Origin of the sequence: Streptomyces sp. NPDC002698 (assembly GCF_042888945.1) — a bacterium.
Classification (GTDB): domain Bacteria; phylum Actinomycetota; class Actinomycetes; order Streptomycetales; family Streptomycetaceae; genus Streptomyces.
The window spans coordinates 15,607-36,661 of the sequence record NZ_JBIAQM010000048.1 but is presented as its reverse complement, the minus strand read 5'-3'; the positions used below and the strand labels follow the sequence as shown (position 1 = coordinate 36,661).

The 21,055-nt window shown below is 70.2% G+C and carries 14 protein-coding genes and 1 pseudogene; 5 read left to right on the top strand and 10 right to left on the bottom strand.

Annotation, left to right across the window (positions count from 1 at the left end):
• Nucleotides 1-109: 109 nt before the first annotated feature.
• Nucleotides 110-2,296, top strand: a complete 2,187-nt coding sequence (locus ACFYW9_RS37145) for an NACHT domain-containing protein (protein WP_389159496.1) — start codon at nucleotides 110-112, stop codon at nucleotides 2,294-2,296.
• On the opposite strand, the gene ACFYW9_RS37140 is transcribed toward ACFYW9_RS37145, so the two are convergent.
• Nucleotides 2,277-2,957, bottom strand: a complete 681-nt coding sequence (locus ACFYW9_RS37140) for an HIT family protein (protein ID WP_389159495.1) — start codon at nucleotides 2,955-2,957, stop codon at nucleotides 2,277-2,279. The two genes, ACFYW9_RS37145 and ACFYW9_RS37140, sit on opposite strands and share 20 nt — an antisense overlap.
• Nucleotides 2,958-3,242: 285 nt before the next feature.
• On the opposite strand from ACFYW9_RS37140, the gene ACFYW9_RS37135 reads away from it, so the two are divergent.
• Nucleotides 3,243-4,529 (top strand): HD domain-containing protein, encoded by a 1,287-nt coding sequence (locus ACFYW9_RS37135; RefSeq protein WP_389159494.1) that lies wholly within the window; start codon nucleotides 3,243-3,245, stop codon nucleotides 4,527-4,529.
• A gap of 26 nt (nucleotides 4,530-4,555) precedes the next feature.
• Here ACFYW9_RS37135 and ACFYW9_RS37130 read toward each other — a convergent pair whose 3' ends face one another.
• Nucleotides 4,556-5,806 carry a hypothetical protein gene (locus ACFYW9_RS37130; protein WP_389159493.1) on the bottom strand — a complete coding sequence of 417 codons (1,251 nt, stop codon included), beginning with the start codon at nucleotides 5,804-5,806 and terminating at the stop codon, nucleotides 4,556-4,558.
• A gap of 28 nt (nucleotides 5,807-5,834) precedes the next feature.
• Complete coding sequence (locus ACFYW9_RS37125; protein ID WP_389159492.1) at nucleotides 5,835-8,321, bottom strand: PEP/pyruvate-binding domain-containing protein; 2,487 nt, start codon at nucleotides 8,319-8,321, stop codon at nucleotides 5,835-5,837.
• Nucleotides 8,322-8,916: 595 nt separating this feature from the next.
• Here ACFYW9_RS37125 and ACFYW9_RS37120 point away from each other — a divergent pair.
• The 3 genes and pseudogenes from ACFYW9_RS37120 to ACFYW9_RS37110 form a co-directional block, all read left to right on the top strand.
• Nucleotides 8,917-9,564, top strand: a complete 648-nt coding sequence (locus tag ACFYW9_RS37120; protein WP_389159491.1) for a non-canonical purine NTP pyrophosphatase — start codon at nucleotides 8,917-8,919, stop codon at nucleotides 9,562-9,564.
• An 856-nt stretch (nucleotides 9,565-10,420) separates the two neighbouring features.
• Nucleotides 10,421-10,804, top strand: coding sequence for an SAV_915 family protein (locus ACFYW9_RS37115; protein WP_389159490.1), 384 nt, complete (start codon nucleotides 10,421-10,423; stop codon nucleotides 10,802-10,804).
• A 26-nt stretch (nucleotides 10,805-10,830) separates the two neighbouring features.
• Nucleotides 10,831-11,301 (top strand): annotated as a pseudogene (locus ACFYW9_RS37110) (diaminopimelate decarboxylase family protein); the annotation flags it as partial.
• Nucleotides 11,302-11,449: 148 nt separating this feature from the next.
• Here the strand turns inward: ACFYW9_RS37110 and ACFYW9_RS37105 are convergent.
• From ACFYW9_RS37105 to ACFYW9_RS37075, 7 genes are all read right to left on the bottom strand, one after another.
• Nucleotides 11,450-11,803: a transcriptional regulator gene (locus ACFYW9_RS37105; RefSeq protein ID WP_389159489.1), complete on the bottom strand. Its 354-nt coding sequence runs from the start codon at nucleotides 11,801-11,803 to the stop codon at nucleotides 11,450-11,452.
• The gene (locus tag ACFYW9_RS37100) at nucleotides 11,800-12,267 is read right to left on the bottom strand and encodes a hypothetical protein (RefSeq protein WP_389159488.1); all 468 of its coding nucleotides are present in this window, start codon (nucleotides 12,265-12,267) and stop codon (nucleotides 11,800-11,802) included. The genes ACFYW9_RS37105 and ACFYW9_RS37100 overlap by 4 nt, the downstream gene beginning before the upstream one ends.
• Nucleotides 12,268-12,543: 276 nt before the next feature.
• Entirely contained in the window at nucleotides 12,544-13,581 is a 1,038-nt protein-coding gene (locus tag ACFYW9_RS37095) for a class I SAM-dependent methyltransferase (RefSeq protein WP_389159504.1), read from the bottom strand.
• 215 nt (nucleotides 13,582-13,796) lie between these two features.
• Nucleotides 13,797-15,077 (bottom strand): glycosyltransferase, encoded by a 1,281-nt coding sequence (locus ACFYW9_RS37090; protein ID WP_389159487.1) that lies wholly within the window; start codon nucleotides 15,075-15,077, stop codon nucleotides 13,797-13,799.
• On the bottom strand, nucleotides 15,074-15,895 hold the full coding sequence (locus tag ACFYW9_RS37085; RefSeq protein WP_389159486.1) for an alpha/beta fold hydrolase: 822 nt from the start codon (nucleotides 15,893-15,895) through the stop codon (nucleotides 15,074-15,076). Before ACFYW9_RS37085 ends, ACFYW9_RS37090 begins: the two co-directional genes overlap by 4 nt.
• A 3-nt stretch (nucleotides 15,896-15,898) precedes the next feature.
• Nucleotides 15,899-16,234: an acyl carrier protein gene (locus tag ACFYW9_RS37080; protein ID WP_261706158.1), complete on the bottom strand. Its 336-nt coding sequence runs from the start codon at nucleotides 16,232-16,234 to the stop codon at nucleotides 15,899-15,901.
• Nucleotides 16,231-20,967: a beta-ketoacyl synthase N-terminal-like domain-containing protein gene (locus ACFYW9_RS37075; protein WP_389159503.1), complete on the bottom strand. Its 4,737-nt coding sequence runs from the start codon at nucleotides 20,965-20,967 to the stop codon at nucleotides 16,231-16,233. The genes ACFYW9_RS37080 and ACFYW9_RS37075 overlap by 4 nt, the downstream gene beginning before the upstream one ends.
• Nucleotides 20,968-21,055 lie beyond the last annotated feature (88 nt).

Sequence of the window (21,055 nt, the reverse complement as noted above, 5' to 3'; positions counted from 1 at the left end):
GCGACATCACCGGAGCCGTCGCGACCGGAAGGAACGCCCGAGCCGACGACCGGACGCAGCCTTCCGACGAACGCCGGCAGTCCCCCGAAGGCGATGCGTCAGGAGCGTCGTGAGCGGCATGACGACAAGCGGGACAGGGGCGGAGGGCGACGGGCGGAATCGGGTGGGGCAGAACGCGGGCGATCAAGCCGTCCAGGCGGGCGGCAACATCACCGGTCCGGTTGCCACTGCGGAGAACGCCACCGCGACCTACAACGACAACTCCGTCCATCATCACTATCCCGTTCCGCCGCACGAGGGGGACAGCAGCCGGGCTCGCCTGCTGGAGAAGTACCTCACGAAGCTCGGAGAGGTCCTCTCGCGCAAACCCCCCGGCGTGGCGGGTCCGCTGGCCGTCGAGTGGCAGGCGGGCGACGACGCCCGCATGTCCGACCCCAGCGAGATCATCGCCGAGTGCCTTGCCAGAAGGCGGATCATCCTGCGCGGGCCCGCGGGTGCGGGTAAATCGGTGCTCTTGCGCCGCGCCGCACTCCAGAGCATCCGGTCGGGTGCCGCCATCCCGGTCATCCTCGATCTCAGCCATTGGAAGCCCGCACACTCCCAGGCGATGAGCGAGATCAGCGAATCCGCCGAAGCCCGAAGCCAGCAGTTCGCCGTCATGGCACGTACATCCGTCGTGCCCATCAACCCCAGTACGTTCGAGGAGTTCCTCGAACTCGGCGAGGTGGTCCTCTTCGTCGACGGACTGAACGAGGTCGCGAGCCAGGCAACCTCCGTCATCATCCTGAACGCGATAGACGCCTACCTGCAGCAGCATCCCTTGAGCCTGTCCGCCCTGGTGGCCGATCGGGTCCATCACGACGGCGGTACCGATCTGTGGCCGTGGACAGAACTGCAACTGCATCCCCTGACCGTGGACACCGTCGAAGCGGTCCTGTCCGAGCACTTCTCGGCGGAGGTGCGCGCGGCGGTATCGGACGCGGACAGGGCGCTGCTCGGGCGTCCCTTCTTCCTTGAGCAGGCGATCTCGACGGGGAGGCCGGCGCTGGGATCGGCGGAGAGCAGCCTTGAGCTGTTCTATACGGATCAGGAGCGGCTGACCGAGGGTGATCTGGACGGCTTGAGCGCCATGGCCTTCGAGATGTACCGCAACAGCACACGCGCGGCAACGCTGTCGTTCGCCGAGAAGTGGCTGACGGAGGCGACCGCCCACCGTCTGGTCGCGGATGGCACCTTGGTCACGTCGACGGACGGCGAGATCCAGTTCGAGCACCAGATCAAGAACGATTTCCTGGCCGCGCGTTTCCTCGCACGGCACGAGGAGGAGTGGAATTCCGATTCCTTCAACCGCGTGACGTTCTCCGCGAATTCGACCGAACTCCTCCTCAGCGCACTGCGGATGCTCAGGTCTCCCTCCGTCGGCGACAGGTTTCTCCAAGCGGTCTACAACTGGCATTGGCTGTACGCGGTGAAGACCGTCGGCGTTTCCACGGACGGAGTGGGAACGCTGTTCTCGAAGGAGGTCGAGGCATGGCTCGCCTGCTGCGCGGCCGAGAAGGTGCTCGATCCGCTCATCTGGACGAGCGAGGCGACCAGGACGATGCTCGAGGGACTTCCGAACGCCACCTTCCACGGCGCGGCCGTCGTACGGTCGGCCGATGACATCATCCGGCTGAGCCACTCCATCGACTCCGACGAGGACTGGTTCGTGCAGTGGAGGAGAACCCTGGGTCTGAGCGCAGATCACGCGGGTCGCGAAGAGAACCTCCAACTGCTGGCCGGGGACAACCCGGTGATGGGCTGGGCGGTCTCGAACGCGGCCAAGCGGTGGTCGCTCAACGAAGCTGATCTCAGGCAGCTCCGGGCCATCTACCGGTCGACGAGCAACACGGACATCCGGTGGCGTGTTGTCCACAGCCTCGGGGCTTTCAGGTCGTCAGCGAACACGACTCTGCTCTTCGAGGCCCTGGACAAGGAACGAGGCGAGTGGGTGCGCTACGGCGCGATCAGGTCGCTGGTGGAGCTGGCGATCGAAGGCACCCCTGACGAGAGGAGGCTCGTACTCGAAGGCCTGCGGGACCGTCTCGGCGCTCTCACCAACAGGCTGCAACTGAAGTTGGGTGAAGCGGTCTTCGTCTCCCATCCTCCTGAGGGCTGGGCCACGGCTGTCGGCCCCTTGCTCCATGAGGCGGCGACGAGACAGCAGCACGTGGTCGACATCGACCGTTGGCGCGTGCTGATCCGGCAGTTCGAGAACTATGAACGAGGAATCCGGATCACCCCGCCAGGCCGCTGATCGCGCTCCGGTAGCGACGGACGGTACCGCGCAGCAGATCCCGGCGGACGACGAGCGACCAATCCCACTGAGGGTCCGGTATACCGAGCACCTCCGCCGAAGCGGACCGGAGATACTGATGTCTCACGCGCCCTGACAAGAGGGCCACGAAGGACAACTCCCCGTCCGAGCAGAGAAGATAGGGGAGCTTACCGTCCGCGATGTCCGTCCAACCGGAGATGTCCGGGAACGCGCTGAGATCCAGCGCGTCACGCTGCATGACGGCAACCAGTCTCTTGGTCTCCACGGGCAGTACGTGTAGGTGGGCATGAGCGATGCAGGCCCCGCCGGCCTGGTCGGCAGTGGACCCGTGCTCGAACAACGTCACCTCACCATAGGTCTTGCGAACCCAGTCCCTGGCTTTTCGGATGACGCCGAGTGCTTCGTGCCGGTAGTCCGACATCGCGCGGGAGAAGCTGAGATAGTGCTTCTTGGGAACCACGAGCAAATGGCCCTCGACCAGGGGTGATATGTCGACCACGACGGCGAAGTTGATCGTCTCCAGCAGTACCCTGCTCTGCGGATCACCCTGGTAGGTCCTGCCGAATTCGGTGGAGGCCGCCCCGGACAGTTCAGCACAGAGATCTGATCCGTCGCACTTCCCTTCACGAGCACCACTCATCGGACTCCCCCTTCGGCGACCAGCAGCGCTTCCCTACTTTGACACGAGTCCGCCCGTGCAGCCAGGACGCGTCGACCGCGGATGTCCGACACGTGAAAGCGGACCCGCACGCCTTTCGCACCGTCATGGTCTGTTCCAGGTCGCTGCACGTGAGGCCTCACTCGTGGTTCACGGAGCGTCAGTTCACCCTCTGGGCTGAATACGATGAGACGCCTGCCTCGTCCGCAGGGACGTGGGAGACTCGGGGACACGAATCACCGTGGTCCGAAGGACGGGATGGCGCCGATGAGCAGCAGGGAAGTCCGCGACGCCGTACATGGCCTGATCGAATTGACCGATCACGAGTGGAGGATAGTGGACTCGCCCGCATTTCAGCGGCTGCGAGGCGTTCAGCAGCTTCCGATGACGCATCTCGTCTATCCAGGAGCCCGGCACAGCCGGTTCGAACACTGCATCGGCGCATGCCACCTGGCGGGGCGATTGGCCGGCCGTCTTGGATTAGAGCCGAGGCAGGTGCGGCGTGTGCGGGCTGCTGCGCTGGTCCACGACGTCGGGCATGGCCCCTTCTCCCAGGTCGGCGAATTCATCTTCGAAGAACTGACCGGGCAGACGCACGTACACGAGAAGATCTCGGCCGCCATCGTCCGATATCACGCACCGATCCGGTCTGTTCTGGGCGCCGACGCCGAATGGATCGCCGAGTTGCTCACCGGAACGGGGCACGGCACCCGGAGGTCGGTGGCGCGTGACATGGTCTCCGGTTCGGCGGACATCGACAAGATGGACTACGTGCTGCGTGACAGCTATTTCTGCGGTGTCGACTACGGTCGTTTCGATCTCGACAAACTGATCGAAGCAGCAAGGATCGCCCAGACTCCCGATGGTGATCATCTCGCCTATGACCGCGACGGGATTTTCGCCGTCGAGGGTCTCCTGCTGGGTCGGTATCACATGCACCGCCAGGTGTACGGGCACAGGACGCGGGTGGGGATCGACAAGATGCTCATCCGGGCCGTCGTCTCCGGCGTCCACGAGGGCTTGCTGCCGCGCAGGGTGTTCGCCCCTGAGGATCTCGATGCCGCCTTCGTGGAGGAGTACATCGGCTGGGACGACCATCGGACGTTGGCCACCTTGGCCGGGGCCCCTGACTCCCGCGCCGGCGACATGGTCCGCGCGCTCCTCAAGCGCCGTCTGATGAAGTCGGTTGTCAGGATCGAGGTCGACGACGACGTCGCTGCTCAGGCGGTCCGCAAGCCGGCGGAAACCCTGAGGAAGGAGCAGGCGGCGGCCGAACATCTGGTTGCCGAAGCCGCGGGCGTGGATCCGATGCGGGTGGCGATCCACTGGGACAGCCCACGGGCGTCGGCCAAGGAGGTGTCCATCGTCGATGGACGTACCGGGTCGATCGGCAACTTCACCGACCTGTCCGGCTTGTTCGCATCGGGTGGACCACGGCCTCCGGCGTCGGTGTCCGTCTACGCCCTCCCACCAGAAGGATCTGACGCCTTCTCCGTCGATACGCTGGCCGCGATCCGAAGGGCCACGCTGGAAGCACTGCACTCCGTGTGCTGAGGCCTGACAAGCCGATCGGTTCCGTGTCAGCGGCTCTCAGCGACACTCCGCGCATAGGCAGTCATGATCAGCTGCTGGATGTTCTCGTCCAGCGGTACCACGCCCGGTCTTGTCTCGCCGGACGCCTGAAGCACCCCGGCCAGGAGCAGGGCGCGGGTCAGTTGGATGGCCGACGGAGATATCGGGTCCGGTCCTCCGTCGAAGTCGACGGGAAATCCCCCCTTCAGCAGGTACCGGCACCCCTGTTCGCCGACGAGCCGGTAGTGCCTGTCCCATGGCGCTTCCGGATCGTCATCGGCGAGTTCGCGGCCCTGTGTGTCATAGACGCCGGCCACGCTCACACCCTGGCGTAGTTCCCAGGCCGCGAACTCCAGGTCCGACGAACCCATGTTGGCGAGGACCGAGCCCGGGCGCAGCACCGCGTGCAGGTCCGCCGGAAACGAGACACCACCCGTCGAGGCCGCCGTCACGCACCGTCGAGCGAGCGGGGTGTGCAGATCGTCGGAGGTCAGGAAGCCCTCGGCCGCCGCTGCCCTTCGCGCCTCACCCGACTTGTCGAACACGGTGACGCCATAGCCTTCCGCCCTCAACCGAAAGGCCACCGCACGACCGACCGCTCCGTAGCCGATGAGGAAGACCTCGTCGAGGTCGTCGAAGAGATCGCGGCCCGATGCCAGCAGTCGCTGAAGGTGATGGACCATGGAGGCGGCGATGAGTGGTGCTTCGAGGTGCAACTTGGCGCGGCTGCGCCCGATATTGACGACGGGAAAGCGCGGCTCGAGAGCGTTCGCCGCGCGGATGCCCCGCGTGGTCTGTTCGACTGCCACGACGGGGAGTTCCGGTGGAAACAGCGCGTGCGCATGAGCGAGGGCATGCCCTCCGTCGTCCAGCAGCAGCACGCCCCGGCCGGTGGTCCGCAGCGTGTCCTGTATACGCGTCAACGCCGATTGCACCGCATGGGCGAGGATCGCGTCGTACGGCTGATCCGCGGATCCACGGAATCCGGGATTGAGAACACGTATCCCTGCCTCGCGGAGCATGCGGAGCGCCGTTTCGTTGGTGGAATAGCCTTTGCCGATGATCTGCATCCGGCTCAGGTCCGCCCCGCAGCGGGAGAGCGACCTGATCAGCGCACCGGTACTGGCCAGAAGATGCTGAACGCAGACGATCGAGAAGCCGGCGAGCGGTTGTGAGGTCTTCACGTCGAAGATCTCCTCGACATGGTCCAGCAGCGGAAGGCGCGGAAACGTCGCAAGAGAGGGATGGGGATGAGTCACAGGTGTCTCCCGGATTCGTTTCGCGGTGTCAGGCGCGATCGATGAAGAGCTGCTCCTCATGACCTTTCGCGTCGAACAGCTTGAAGAAGGCGAGACGTCCTCTGCTGTCGGCCCTGCCCTGGAACTCTAGGATTTCGAGCCCGAACTCGTCGTCCAGGGCGACCATGTAGTGCGGCAGATCGAATGGCGGTTTCCAGAACTCCCGCACGATCAGGCCGGTCACCTCTTCGGCCATGACGAGGCTCCGCTCGTCGACCAGCCCGTGCAGTCTGTTGAACGACAGCTCACCCCGTGACATGGCGACCTCGGCGAACCGGCCGGGTCCCGGGCCGATCCAGTAGTCACGGCCCACGAACGGGCGCACCTGACCCAGGTAGTGCGAGTGCTGGTAGTCGGGTTCCACCGTGACGAGAATGACCTCGTGCGGCGACGCCGACTCCAGGGAGCGCAGACGGGACGTGCCGAGCATGAGCACGATCTGCAGTTGAGCGGGTGAACCCGCGCAGGACAAGGTGCACACGAAGTGTTCGGCATCGAGTTCGGGCTCGCCCTTTCCCTGCGGGTCGAACACGACGATCAGTTCGGTCACCGCGGTGTCGCTCACCCAGGAGAGGTATCCGCCGTGTGGACTGCGACCGGAATACGCAGGGTCCTGGAGAAAGGAGTCGACCTCCTCGGCCGTCTTGATCCCTGTCTGCCAGGGGCCGTTGCCCAGGTGAGGATCCGCTGTTCGGCACACCTTGGGGCCGATCCAGAAGCCTGCCTCGATTCCCGAGAGCATGGCGTTACGGATCGCGTCGCGGTCGCCGGCGGGGAAGACCTCCTGTCTGATCCGCCACTGGGCCGGGACAAGACTCAGGAGTTCGGTGACAACGGCCTTTTCCGACTTCCAGGTGTTCCTTCGGACCACCGATTCGACGGCGCTCCTGATGTTGTGGTCCGTGTGCCGCCCCGGGTAGTTGAACACCTGCCAGGAGCTCAGGCTGCCATGGCTTGCCGTCCACTGCGCGAAGCGCTCGACCTGCTCTCGGGTACCCGCGTCCTCCGACTCCCGCAGTTCTCCACGGAAGAGCTCTCCCCGGCTTCCCAGAACCGTAACGGTGTCGCCCGCTTCCACCGTGTTCACTCCGAATCGCACGGAGGCACCCGACCGAGCCGGCTGGATCTCCCGGTCGAGGCTGACGACGTAGGGCTTGCCGAGCTTGCGGAGAAGAGCGGCGGTGTGTGTACCGGGGCCTCCACGGATCGTGATGAAGCCGGCACAGCTTTTCATCAGCCCGAAGTCGTCTTGAGGGCTGAGTGATTCCGCCAGGAGGATGGCGTTGTCCGGCAGGAGCGAACCGTCGGTTTCATCCGGCTTGAGAACGAGTGGGCCGGTTGCGATGCCCGCTGAAGCGGGTACTCCCCGGGCGAGGAGATCCGCTGACGAGTCCGGCGCCGCCGACGCTGCCCGATTGGTCAGCCGGGGTAACGCATCCGCCCGGGTGTGCAGGACCGCCTCGGCGGGTGTCCACATTCCCGCATCCACCTTGCTGCAGGCGTACCGGACCGAGGCCGGTGGAGACAATGAGACGTCGCGGGTCTGCAGCAACCAGACCCTTCGTCCGTCCACCGTGAACTCGACTTCCTGTACATGTGGGAATTCGGCTTCCAAGATGTTCGATATCCGGCACAGGTCCTCGAAGACGTCAGGCCAGTCCGTCCTCATCTCAAGGAGTGACCGGGGTTCACGAACGCTCGCCGATCCGACGACCTCCGGCCCTTGAGCATTCACGAGGTAGGTTCCCTCGCAAGGACCCTCTCCGGACTGGATATTGCGACTCCAGAGAACTCCCGAAGCACTTCCTTCCGGACGGTTTCCGTAGACCATCACCTGGACAATGCACGCAATCGGCACCTGGCCGCCGAGAAGACGCCGGTCGGTGAACTCGGCAACGTTCCTGCGCATGTTCGAGAGGAAGACGGCGTCGATGCAGGCAGTCACCTGGTCCAGCAGCGGCGCTCCCACGGGGGCATGCTGTGAGGCTGCTCGAAGGTCTGCCTTCGACTCCGCGTCCGTCGCCGGGATGCTCGTGACGGCGGACCTGTCGGGGCGGGCTCCCGTAGCCATCAGATAGCTACGCGTGAATTCGGCAAGGATCTCGCTTCCGAATGACGCAGGCTGCGCCTCCAGCCAGTCCTGGGAGACACCCGCATTCAGAACCGAGTTCAACATCCCCGGCATGGACACGATGGGACTCGATCGCACCGAGACCAGGAACGGATCGAACGCTGACAGGCCCGGCATTCCCGCGGCCTGTGGCCTCAGCTGCTCGAGTTGGAGCTCAACCATGCCGCGCAAGCCGTCGTCGACTCGGAATCCGGCTTCGAACCAACGCTGATACGCCGCAGTGGTCAGAATGATGGCTGGAGGGACCGGGAGGCCCAGGCGGGCGAGTTTCGCCAATCCGGCCCCTTTCCCGCCGAGCAATTCGGACGGCAGGCCGGCGGCCTCGGCCAGACCAAGAATGAGCACCGATCACACTCCTACCCACGGGCGAGAGAGTCTCCGTAATGCAGCATGACGGCCCGAGAGAATCTGTCAAGCCGCAGGTAACTCGACCGGGCTAGCGGAGAGTTGGCCTGAAAACGCTGGCCGATTGCGCTTCGCGATCGTCATGGCTGCGCGCTTGTGCCGAATGGCGACGCATGGGGGCTGAGCCCCACCGCCTCCCACGCACGGGCGGCCACGTCACGCTGAGGTCGGATCGATGCAATCCGCGGCCGCGCCAAGTCGGCGGCTGCACGGTCGGCCGCCGGATCGGAGGCTCGGTCAAGAGGCGCTTCAGGGGGCCCGCGCCCCAGCCAAGAGGCACTTCGGTGGAAGCGCGCCCCAGGTCAAACCACCTGCGTATACGAGCCGTTCAGAAACTGCCGCACCCTCGGATCCGGCCTGCCGCGCCAGAGATCACGCAGTGACGCCCGTGATACCGTGAGTCATGCGTGACGAGCCCACCAACCTTGTTGACGTGCAAACGCCGCTCCACGGAGCCTGGCCGATAGACGTCACAAGTCCGGGCCTGCTCCCCCCGAGTCCAGCATTTTCGAGCCTCGCCCATCCAGTGGCAGACGTGCAGCAGTCGCAGCCGCAGCCTGTCCACCAGTCCGACAGTCCAAGGGCTGCGTCGAAGGCCTCCGATTTCAGAACTCTGGCCGGAACGGATTTTCCCCGGGGTCTGGCCCTGGTGAGCAGCAACAAGAACAAGGTTGCCGAGTTCGAGTCGCTCCTGGGCTTCAAGCTGGCGTCCGTGTCCATGCAACTCCCCGAAGTGCAGTCGCTGGACGTCAAACACGTCGCACTGCGCAAGGCCGAACTGGCTTTTTCCCTGGTGCGCCGCCCCGTCCTGGTCGACGACACCGGCATCTACATCGATGCCTGGCACGGCTTGCCCGGCGCGTTCACCGGCTGGTTCTTCAACACGGTAGGCAGCGAAGGCATGCTGCAGATGCTGCAGCAGAGCGACAATCGTTCCGCCACGGCTGTGACAGCGCTGGCTGTGTGCGACGTCGACGGCTCACGTGTGTGCGTAGGTGAAGCCACGGGCCACGTGGCAGAACAAGTCCAGGGCGATGTGGCAGACGGGCACAACGCGATCTGGATCCCGGACGGTGAGAACCAAACAGCGGCAACGATGCCGCAAGGCCACAGAGACAAGGTGTCCAGCAGAGCGGCAGCGGTGGCGGCGCTCAAGCGTCAGGAATGGGTGGAGGACTTCTAGCCCCCGCTTCGTCGACCCTGACGAGTCAACCGCTCAGTAGACCGAACCGAAGGCGGGCACTGGCGGGTGCCGGACGAGTGCCCGCCCCCCCCGATCGGCCTGGCCGCCCGAACGCCACAGCATGTGAGGGCGTACGGCACCGCATCAGTCGCGGTCCGCCTACCGAACCGGCCGTCCTGGATCCGGGTGGTCTTCGAGAAGGTGGGGCCTTCCGTAGCCGCAGAAGGCCTCACAAGCCCCGGGATTGCCTCAGGGGGAAAGCGGCGGCCGCCGTGCGCAAAGCCGCCGACCGGACCGGGCCCGTTCGTGAACCCGACGAGGAGCTGCTGACAACCGGGCCGATCACCTCGCGAAGCGGCCCGTGGCAGCCCGCAGCAGGACCAGCGGGGCGCGGTGGTCTCCCACGCGATGCGATGGGAGACGGACGCGGTGATCCGTCGGCTTCGCTTCCGGCTCCTGTGAGGCGGCTGACCGGCCGTGATGGTGGCCTGCCCGCCGATACGAGGTGGCGTGCCCACCGGTACGGGGCAGCGGCCGTAAGGGTTCCGTGAGCCGTTCCCACTCCGGGTCCAGGGCGCTCGTGGCCGGGAACCTGCGGGCGGCGAGATCCCCTCCGGAGGCTCCAGGCGACCACCGGCCAGAGTTCCGCGCAGCGCAGCCGGGCTTCTCCGCACCCTCCCATCAGCACCGTCAGCGGCCCGTCAAAGTCGTCCGGCTCCTCGTCAGCATCCCGTCAGGACCGGTCCGGCCACCGGGAGGTCCGGGCATAACGTCGACGGCGAACCTCGGCCCGCCTCCCCGCGTCCGGGGTCCCACAGCTCCGATCTCACATTTCCTGCCCTTCGGGAGGCACCCCATGACAGAACTCCTCCACGGCGAGGACCCCGAGCCCGCCGATCGATTCCCGGCCGGACCCCTGTACATACCGGTCCGGCCGGGTCCCTCCGGGTGTGCGGCCCGGCTCTTCCGCACCCCGCTCGGCCGGCGAACGGCCGTCGGCTTCACCTCCGAGCGCCGGCTGACCGCCACCCTCGGCTCCGGCCAGGCGTGGATCAGGCTCGCCGAGCCCGCGCTGCGTGCGCTGACCGCTCCGCTCGGCGTCACCGCCGTCACGGTCGACCCGCAGTTCACCGCCCCGGCGCCCGCACGCGTCACGCCGGCCGTCCCGGTCGCGCCGGCGGCCCCCGTCCCACCGGCCGGGCCGCTCACGCACGAGATGTCCGCGCTGCGGATCGCCTGAGAGGAGCCACGATGCCCACGGTCCACGAACCCGCCGACGCCTGCGCCACGGCCGGACTCCCCGTACCCCGCCTGATCATCGAACCGGGACGGGCCGTCGCCGGACCGGCGGGCATCGCCGTCTACCGCGTCCTGTCCGTCAAACACACCGGCGAGCACGTGTTCGTGGCCGTCGACGGCGGCATGAGCGACAACCCGCGCCCCGCCCTCTACGGCGTCCGCTACGCCCCCCGCCTGATCGGCCGGCACAGCACCGCCGACACCGCCCGGGTGACCGTGGTGGGCCGGCACTGCGAAGCCGGCGACATCCTCGCCGCCGACGTACGCCCCGGCGACCTGCTCGCGGTCCCCGTGGCCGGCGCCTACCACCTGTCCATGGCCTCCGGCTACAACCTGGTCGGCCGCCCGCCCGTGGTCGCCGTCCGCGACGGACGGGCCCGCCTGCTGATCCGCCGGGAGTCCCTGGACGACATCCGCCGCCGGGACGTGAGCCTGTGACCGGCCGCTGATCTCCGGGCGGGCCGGCCCATCCTCCCTCGCCGACCGGCCCGCCCGGGCTTTCGTGCCCGGACGTCAGCCACCTGCCTGTTCACAGGCGGTGCTCCACTGCTGGGCGCCGGTGCCTTTCAGGTGTCCAGCAGTATTCCTATTCCCGCTCCCCGTCGGCACCGCCGGCGCCCGGCACCTCGGTTCCGGCCCGGCGGGCGGCTCCGGCCAGCGCCTCCAGGGCGGCCAGGTGTGCGGCGAGCGCCTTGCGGCCGGTCAGGGTGAGAGCGAGCCAGGTGCGGGGCCGCTTGCCGAAGTAGCCCTTGCGGACGCTCACGTAGCCGGCCTTCTCCAGCGCGGCGACCGTCTTGCTCAGTACGGAATCGCTGACCCCGCAGTAGTCCCGCACCGCGCTGAACTCGGCCTCGGCGCAACCGGAGAGGAACGCGGCCGCCGTCAGCCGGGTCGGGTGGTGGATCTCCTTGTCCAGGCCCGGCGGCCCCGTGTCGGTCACGACGCCTCCCGGGCAGCGGCGCGTCCTCGGCCGGCCTGCGTCCAGGAGACAGCACCGGCCACGACGCCGAATCCGGTGAACGCTCCGGCGCCACCGAAGAGAAGGGCCCCCACCAGGCCCGCGACGAAGGGGATCAGGGGCAGGACCCATGCGTGCCAAGCGGTCCCGCGCTCGCGCCGGGCGAACCACGGTGCGACTCCGGAGGCGCGCTGAACCCTCCAGGTCACCATGAGGAACGCGCCCGCGCAGAGCAGTGCGGCCGCGAGGACCCAGCCCTGCCACCGGGGCCACTCCGGCGCCAGGCCGAAGTCGCTCAAGGCCGCGGCGAGCAGCAGGCCGTGGACGGCGGGATACCAGGCCGGAACCGACCGCGCCGACTGCCGCGCCGCGTTCTCGGCGGCCCGGGCGGCGCGCAGCACCGCGGCGGACTCGGCGCCGGGCCCCGTCGATCCTGAGGTGTCCATGGGTTCTCCGGCTTCCGTACGACGGCGTGTACTTGCTCATGCCAGAGTGGCAACTACTTTCCAACATGGCAAGTAGTTTCCGTCTCGGCGTGTCCAGGCGTGCGAGAGCCCCGCCGGAACGGACCCGACGGGGCTCTCGTCAGCGCGAGCGCGCGGGTGAACACCACCCCGCCGGGTCGGCGACCGCGCGCCGATGGTCACGGTGGGGCGCCCGGGGACGGCTTGCCCGGCGGGTCCACGCCGGGTTCCGGGCGCGTGATGACCGCCCCCCGCCGGTCAGTCCCGGCGGGCCACCAGGCGGTAGGCGTTGGACACGCCGAGCCGGTGCGCGAGCGGGCGGACGGCGAACCGGTCCAGCAGCGTGGCCAGGACCAGGGCCGGGATCCCCGCGACAAGCAGGGCCGTACGCCCGGCCCGCCGCAGTGCGCCCGGCGGCCTCGGCAGCCAGGGCGCGTCCTCGCGCGGAGCGGCGTGGTCCAGCGCCAGCCAGACGGCGGCGAGCAGGTCCACCGGATCGTGCGCCTCGGCATGCTGCTGCGCCACCACCGTGAACCCCAGCTCCGCCAGTCGGTGGCGCAGATTGGCGACCGGCACGAAGTGCAGGTGCTGCGGCTGGAGCCAGGGCAGCCACCAGCGGCCCAGCAGCCGGGCGTAGCGGCTCTCGGGGTCCGGGACCTCGATGAGCAGATGGCCGCCGGGCCGCACCGCCTGCCACGCGGCCCTCAGTTCACGGTCGGGGTCGGTGCTGTGCTCCAGGTAATGGAACATGCTCACCACGTCGTAGCGGGCGGCGAGTTCCGGTGCCAGGTCGGGGAAGGCGCCGCGGTAGCCGTGCTCCACCCGGCCCTCGCGGGCGGCGAGTTCGACGCCGTCCGTGAAGTCGAGACCGTCGAACGCCGTGCCGGGCAGCACCTCGCGGGCGGTCGCGCAGAAGTGGCCGTGCCCGGTGCCGACGTCGAGCCAGGTCTTGGGGACGGAGTCGTACGGCAGTATCGACCCGGCGCGGTCGCGGTACATCCCGGCGCGGCCGCCGAAGGTGTCGCCGAGTCTCTTCTCGCCGAGCCCGTCGTAGAAGTCGCGGTAGTAGAACTCCAGCCCGGCCTCGCTCAGCCGGGGGTTCTGGAAGACGTGCCCGCAGGCGCCGCACCGGTCGAGGACGAACCGGCCCGGCTTGTGCTGGAGCAGGTCGGTGGTACGCAGACGGGTGGTCAGCCGACCGGAGCCGCACCAGGGGCAGGTGGTGCGCGGCGGCTCGAAGAAGCGGCCCGTGCCCTCGGCCAGATCGGCCAGGTAGCCGGGGCGCAGCCCGGCCACCCGCTCGGCACGGCTGGGCTCCCTGACCGGTTCCTTGACGTCCTGCCTGGCCGGCTGCTCGGGGGCCTGTCCGGCCGGTTCCCTGGTGTCGTGTCCTGCCGGTGCTCTGGTGCCCTGCATGGCCGGTTCCCCGGCGTCCTGTCCGTCCGGCTCCCCGGTGTCGTGCCGGGGCGGCTGCTTTGCGGCTTGCCCGGTCGGTCGATCCGTCTGCTCACTCATCGGTACTCCCAGGCGAGTTGTTCGAGGCTGTCCGCCGCCGCCGTTGCACCGCCGGCCGCGCGGAACGCCGTACCGATCCGCTCGGCGGCCGCGCGGTGCCCGGCTTCGTGCAGTACGGCGTCGAGCGCGGCGCCCAACCGGGCGGCGGTCACCCGGCCGAACCTGACCCGGACGCCCGCCCCCGCGTCCACCACCTGCCCGGCCACCACCGGCTGGTCGTCGCGGATGGGCGCCACCACGAGCGGAACCCCGTGCCACAGCGCCTCGCACACGGTGTTGTGACCGGCATGGCAGACCACGGCGTCGACCCTTTCGAGGAGGGCGAGTTGGGGTACAGCGGGCAGGACCAGCAGGTCCTTGTCGTGGCCGGGCGAGGGCTGAGCGCCGTACGGAGCCCTGGTGCCGTCCGGGGACGGGATGCCGTCCCGTGACGAGGCGGCGTCCGCGCCCAGGGAGCGCAGACGGGACGTGCCCAGAGTGTTCCTCGGGTCGACGACGACCCCCTGCACCCGGTCGGCCCGTGCGCGCAGGGCCTCCCGGCAGACGGCGAGGAAGCGCCCGCCGGCGTCCGCGTTCGCGGTGCCGAGGGTCACCAGCACCGTGGCCCGACCGGGGTCGAGCCAGTCCCAGGGGAAGTCGGCCGCGGCCGGTCTGGCCGTGATCGAGGGGCCGACCCAGCGGATCGGGCCGCCCCGCGCGGCGGCCGTCGGACCGGCCAGTTCCACCGTACTGAACGCCAGCACCAGGTGCGGTGAGAACCGTGGGTCTGCGTCGCCCGCCGGATCCCCGACGGACCTACGCAGGTCCGCCAGGCGCTCCGCCAGCCACTCCGTGACCCTCGGCAGCCCGGCCAGCGGGTCGGCGAACTCGGCCGAGGTGGTCGCCGAGGTGGCCCACGGCAGCCCCGCCCGCTCGGCGACCAGCCCACCCGAGAACGCCTGCTGGTCGGCGACGACCACGTCCGGACGGAACGTCTCCACCGCCGCCCGCACCCCCGGCGCCATGGCCTCGGCCAGCGGCAGCAGATACCACTCCCACAGGAACTTCAGCGCCTCCGGCCCCCGCAGGTCGGGAGGCCGCCGCGCCTCGCCCACCCCCGGTACCGGCCCGGCGCACGGGAACACCGGGGCCCGGTCACCCGCGAGGCGTCCCACGAGACCGGGGTCGGCGCAGGCCCACGCCACCCGGTGCCCGCGCGCGAGCAGCAGGTCGGCGACCCCGACGGCCGGGTTGATGTGCCCGACCAACGGCGGTACCACGAACAGGAATCCGCTCACCGGGCCTCGGCCCCCACGCTCCGGGCCGCCGAAGTCCCCTGGATCAGAGCCAGGATGTGACCGCCCACGGTTCCGGCAGCCTCCACCAGAACCGAGTGCTCGTGCCCCGGGATCACCACCGTCCGGCAGTCCGGCAGCAACGACCCCAACCAGGGCGCGAGTTCGGCGAGGTCGGAGTCGCCCCCGTACACGCCGAGCACGGGACGGCGCATCGCGGCGATCTGATCGTCCGTCAGGACGCCGCTGGCCGGGATGTCCTGCCCGAGGGTGGTGTCCCGGGCGAGCCGGGCCGCGCCCCGGGCCAGCCGGGCCGTGTTGTGGCCACGGTTCGCCGTGATCCACGCGAGGGCTTCGAGCTCGTTGTGCGCCAGTTGGGCCACCACCCGGTCGAGGATGCCGCCGAGCTTCGACGCCCAGGCGGCGGTGGCCGGTTCGGACTCGATCAGGGACACGCTGGCCGCACGCTCCGGGTGGCGGGCCGCGAAGCCGAAGGCGATCGTCCCGCCGTAGGAGTTGCCGACCAGGTGCACCGGTCCGGTCACCGCCAGCCGGTCAAGGAGTGCCCTGAGGTCGTCGATGTTGTGGTCCAGGGTGTAGCCGTCGGGCGGGCGTTCGCTGCGGCCGTGGCCCCGCAGGTCGTACATGACGACGTCGAGGCCGGCCGCCGCGAAGGCGGGCGCCACGGTGAAGTAGTAGCTGGCCAGGCTGTCGGTGAGCAGACCGTGGACCAGTACCGCGGTCGCGGTGGCCGCCCGGCCGTCCCGGGGGCCGATCCGCTGTACGTGCAACCGGAGTCCACCGGTGTCGACCATCGCCATGCGTCAGCTCGCCTCCGCCGCCTTCAGGCTGGTCACGACGTAGGCGACGAGCTGCCCCACGGTGAGCCCGATGATCTCGTCGAACTCCATCCCGGCCAGGAACTCGGCGAAGTTGACCCGCCCGCCGTACCGCTCCTCCAGCAGCCCCGACAGCGTCACCAGGTCGATGCTCTCCAGTTCCAGATCGCGGTTGAACGTGGTCGCCATGCCGATCTCGACGTCGTCGAGGCCGTACTCGTCCTCCAGGAGCCGGGCGAGCAGTCCGGCGATGTCGGCGAGGACCAGGTCCGCGTCGGCAGGGCGGGGGGTGGCGTCCGCGGGGTGGGGGGTGGCTTTCATGGGGCGTACTCCTCCTCGTGGGGGTGTCCCGTCGGTCCGATCGGTCCCGTGGTCCAGGCCACGACATAGGCCCGTTCGGTCGGTCCGGGCGGGTTCGCGGCGGGTGCGCACCGCACCGCGTAGGCGCGTTCCAGGCGCCCCGAGACGATCAGCTCGTCCCCGGCCGGTGTCGCCTCCAGCACGGCGAAGTCGCGCGGCCGGCCGCCGAAGCCGGTGCCCTCCGCCTTGGCGACCGCCTCCTTGGCGGCCCAGAACCGGGTGAACCACAGTGCCTCGCTGCCGCTGCCGCTGCCGCTGCCGCTGCCGCTGCCGCTGCCGCCGGTGGCGCACAGCGTGCGCAACAGCCGCAGTTCGTCCGGGCCGAGCGCCGTCGCCATCGTCTGGGGGTCGCGGGCCGTGACCTCCTCGATGTCGATGCCGGGACCGGGAGCGGGCGTGTGCGGCCGTACGATCGCCACGCCCGCCTCGGCGCGGTGGGCGAGGGAGACGTCCAGCGGGGGCAGTTCCCGGCCGTGCACCCCGGTGACGTACGGGCGGCCCATGCTGTCGTTGCTCACCCGCAGCTCCGCGGGGAACACCGGGCCCTCGCCGTGGTCCCACAGCCATCGCCGTACGGCGTCCTTGACCGCGATCCGGCCCAGCAGCCACTGCCGCCGGCCGCGCGGTGCGTGCCCGGCGTACTCCGAACGCTCTTGTCCGCCGAGCGAGTTGCGCATGATCAGGTCGCGCGACGCCAGATCCGGCCACCGTTCGTGCACCAGTGACCAGCCGCCCGGACGGGCCTCGGACAGGGTGTTGCGCTCGGGGAAGCGCTCCACCGGCCGGGTGTGCGGATCGTTGTCGAACCGGCGGTCCTGCCAGCCGCGCAGCTCCGCCCACACCGCGCCCGCCACCGAGAGCTGTACGTCGGCCTCCAGCACGGTGTCGGTGAGCGAGGTGATCCGCACCAGACACGCCACCTTCGTCCCCGGGGCGGGGTGCGGGCCGTGGAAGCGCATCTCCCGCATCCCGACCGGGAACACGACCGTCCGCTCGGAGCGGGTCGCCATGATCCAGTAGCCGAGGATCTGGCCGACGTTGTCCAGCAGGGCGCCGGGCGCCGCCGGGGTGGTGATGATCCCGCGGATGTGCCGCTCGCCGAGCGCGGTGAGTTCGGTGACTCCCTGGAACGCCGGGCCGTGGAACATCCAGCGCTCGCCGTACAGTTGCGCCGCGGTGTGGAGGGGCGCGCGTTCGCTCGCGGGGTCGGTCCGCCAACGGGCGGGCGGCGGGGCCGGGTAGCCGGTGGCGAGTTCGACGGTGGCGCGGGCCCGGGGACCGAAGGACACGGCCAGGCGGTCCGGTGCCACGGGCTCCGCCGCGACCCGTACGTCGACGGCGGGGGTGGCCGTCAGCCACTCCTCGAACCGGGCGCCGTGCACCGCGACCGGCACCTTGCCCGGCGCCGCCCGCCGGCCCGCGTCCATCAGGTGGTGCACGATCGTGGTCGCCGGGACGACCGGCCAGCGGTCGGCCACGTCCGGCCAGCCGGCCCGCTGGGGGAAGAAACAGTGGTCGAGCAGGTACGGCATGGTCTCCGGAGAGACACGGACGACCGATGTTCGTACGAGGGCACCCGTCGCCGCGTCGCCGCCCGCCGTCTGCGTCTCGGCGCCGGGTCCGGAAGCCGGCACGGGGACGGGGACAGAGGCTGGCATGGAGACGGGGACAGAGGCGGGCGCGGGGACGGGGACGGCGGTGGGGTCGGGGGGAGGGGGCGTGGCGGTCGGCCGGCGGGCGGGCCGCGCGGTGATGAGCGCCGCCGCCGTGTCCGCGGTGTCCCGCAGCAGGGCGTCCAGTTCGGCGGCGCCGGGGAACCGGTCGGTGAGCCCACGCAGCGCACCCGGCGCGTACCCGGTGGGGGCGCCCGGAGCGGAGACGGCCGCTCCCAACTCGGCGCGCAGGTCGGCCAGTTCCGCGCCGTCCAGCGAGATCAGCGCGCCGTCCAGGTCGAGTCGCACGGGGGGCCGCGCCGACAGCGCGCCGCCGTCGGCGGATCCGGATCCGGATCCGACTTCGGCTCCTGAAGCGGCGCCGGATCCGGATCCGGCGCCTGAAGGGGTGTTCGTACGGGGCCCGGTGGGCAGGGCGGGGGCGACGGCCGCCCCCGCCGTCCACAGCGCGGCCGCCACCCGGCGCAACTGGGCGAGGCCGGTGCGGTGGGGGGAGTTGGCGGCCACGGTCAGATGGTCGCGGTCGCCGAGGGTGTCGCCCACGAGCGACCCGAGCTGCCCGGGGCCCACCTGGACGAAGGCCCGGTGCCCCGCCGCGTACAGGGCCTCGGTCAACTGCCGGAAGCGCACGGGTTCCAGCAGGTGCCGGACGAACAGGTCACGTACCTCCGCCTCCCGGTCGGGGAACGGCGCCGCGGTCGTCCCCGACCACACCGGGACGGTCGCCGGATGCAGCCGGAACCGCTGCGCCGCCTGTCTGATCGGCCCGAGGTAGGGCGCCAGCATCGGCGTGTGGAAGCCGGACCGGAACGGCAGCACCTGGCCGAGCACACCGCGGGCCCGGAACGACCGGACGAACTCCTCGACCGCGCCGTCCGGCCCGCACACCATCGACTGGCCCGGAGCGTTGTCGTGGGAGAGCACCAGGCCGGCACCCGTGAACTCCTTTTCCAGGGCGGCCAGTACACGCTCCGCGGGCGCGCCGACGGCGCCGAACGCGAGACCCGGCACCGTCACCGTGTCCGGATCGAAGCCCGCCATGAAGGCGTCGACCTCGTCCCCGGAGTACAGCCCGGCCACCGTCATCGCGGTCCACTCGCCGACGCTGTGCCCGGCGACCGCGTCCGGCACGACACCCAGGCGACGCAGCGCCGCGTCGAGCAGGCGTCCGACGGCCACCACGCCGAGGCCGTGCCGGCCCACGTCGCCGACGGGGTCGCCGGCGGGCGCCGCCCGGGGCAGTCCGAAGTGCGCGGCCACGTCGTCGACGCGCGCGGAGAACTCGCTCTCCAGACCGGGGAAGACGAAGACGAGCTTGCCGTGCCCGGGACCGAGCAGGGGGCCGGGCCGGAACCAGACGTCGCCCCGGCCGTGCCAGGCGCGGCCCCGGCCGACCGCCCGGCGGGCCAGGGCCAGCCGTTTCGCGGTCGGGTCGACGATGCCGAGCCGGGCCCGGCCCGCGGCCGGATGGGGAAGCGCGGGGTCGAGTCCGGCGGCGCGTACCGCGCCGTCGTCGGTGTCCAGCAGGGCGGCGAGCGGTTCCGGACCGTCCGCGGCGAGCAGCAGGACCCGCTCGGGCTCGACGACCCGCGCGGCCGCGCGCCCGGTTGTCGGGGCGGGCGCCGTCGTGACCTGCGCCGGTGCCTCCTCCAGCACCACGTGCGCGTTGATCCCGCCGAAACCGAAGGCGTTCACGGCGGCCCGGCGCACCGGGTGACCGGGCGAGACCTCCCAGGGGACGGCCTTCTCCAGCGTACGGAAGCGGGTCGCGGCCAGCGCCGGATGCGGGTCGTCGCAGTGCAGGGTCGGCAGCAGCGTCGCGTGGTGCACCGCGAGGGCGGCCTTGACCAGTCCGGCCACCCCGGCGGCGGGCATGGTGTGCCCGATCATCGACTTCACCGAGCCGATCACCGCGCGCTCTCCGCCGGATCCTCCGGCCGGTCCGAACACCGCGCCGAGCGTGGCCAGTTCGGCCGCGTCGCCCGCCGGGGTCGCGGTGCCGTGCGCCTCCAGCAGGCCGACCGAGCCGGGCGCGGCCGGGTCGAGTCCGGCGGCGAGCCATGCCTGCCGCACGGCACTCGCCTGACCGCCGGGATCGGGGGAGACCAGGCCGGCGGCCCGGCCGTCGCTCGCCACCCCGGTGCCCCGGATCACCGCGTAGATCCGGTCGCCGTCGCGCCGGGCGTCGGCCAGCCGCTTCAGTACGACGACCCCGGTGCCCTCGCCGACCAGGAGGCCGTCGGCGTCCCGGTGGAAGGGGCGGATGCGCTCGCTGGGGGAGAGGGCGCGCAGTTGGGAGAAGACGCTCCACAAGGTGATGTCGTGGCAGTGGTGGACGCCTCCGGCGAGCATCAGGTCGCAGCGCTGCGAGGAGAGTTCGCCCACCGCCTGGTCGACCGCGACCAGCGACGAGGCACAGGCGGCGTCCACGGTGTAGGCGGGGCCGCGCAGGTCGAGCCGGTTGGCCACCCGGGAGGCGGCCAGGTTGGGCACCAGACCGATCGCCGACTCGGGGCTGTCGGGGCCGAGCCGGTCGGTGAACGCCGTTCGTACACGATGTAATTGACTGTCCGTCAACTCCGGTAACAACTCGCCCAGGGTGCGCACCAGTTGCCCGGCCGTGCGCACCCGCTGGTCGAGCCGGACCAGGCCCGGGGTGAGGTAGCCGCCCCGGCCGAGAACGACACCGACGCGCCGCCGGTCGGGAAGCCGGTCCGGGCCGCCCGCGTCCGCGAGGGCCGCGGCGGCCACGTGCAGCGCGATGAGCTGGTCGGGCTCGGTACCGGCCACCGAGTTCGGCATGATCCCGAACCGGGTCACCTCCACCTCGGCCGGCGTGTCCACGAACCCGCCCCTGCGGCAGTACACCTGGTCGGCGACGGCCGGCGCGGACGCGGTGCCGGGGCGGTAGTAGTCGGCGTCCCAACGCCCCCGCGGCACCTCTCCGATCGCGTCCACGCCGTCCCGCAGGTTGAGCCAGTACGCCTCCAGATCCCGGGCCCCCGGCATCAGCACCGCCATGCCGACGATGGCGACCGGAACCTGCCGCCGCGTCACCGGCTCTCCCGCCGCACCCGCCGTCCGGTCCCTCGCCGCGTCTGCCGCATCT

What these genes read in the sequence shown, in the direction of transcription:
- ACFYW9_RS37115 (WP_389159490.1), top strand. Translation starts at nt 10,421, where the DNA reads ATGACAGAACTCCTCCACGGCGAGGACCCCGAGCCCGCCGATCGATTC.
- ACFYW9_RS37135 (WP_389159494.1), top strand. Translation starts at nt 3,243, where the DNA reads ATGAGCAGCAGGGAAGTCCGCGACGCCGTACATGGCCTGATCGAATTG.
- ACFYW9_RS37085 (WP_389159486.1), bottom strand. Translation starts at nt 15,895, where the DNA reads ATGGCGATGGTCGACACCGGTGGACTCCGGTTGCACGTACAGCGGATC.
- ACFYW9_RS37140 (WP_389159495.1), bottom strand. Translation starts at nt 2,957, where the DNA reads ATGAGTGGTGCTCGTGAAGGGAAGTGCGACGGATCAGATCTCTGTGCT.
- ACFYW9_RS37075 (WP_389159503.1), bottom strand. Translation starts at nt 20,967, where the DNA reads ATGGCGGTGCTGATGCCGGGGGCCCGGGATCTGGAGGCGTACTGGCTC.
- ACFYW9_RS37080 (WP_261706158.1), bottom strand. Translation starts at nt 16,234, where the DNA reads ATGAAAGCCACCCCCCACCCCGCGGACGCCACCCCCCGCCCTGCCGAC.
- ACFYW9_RS37100 (WP_389159488.1), bottom strand. Translation starts at nt 12,267, where the DNA reads ATGGACACCTCAGGATCGACGGGGCCCGGCGCCGAGTCCGCCGCGGTG.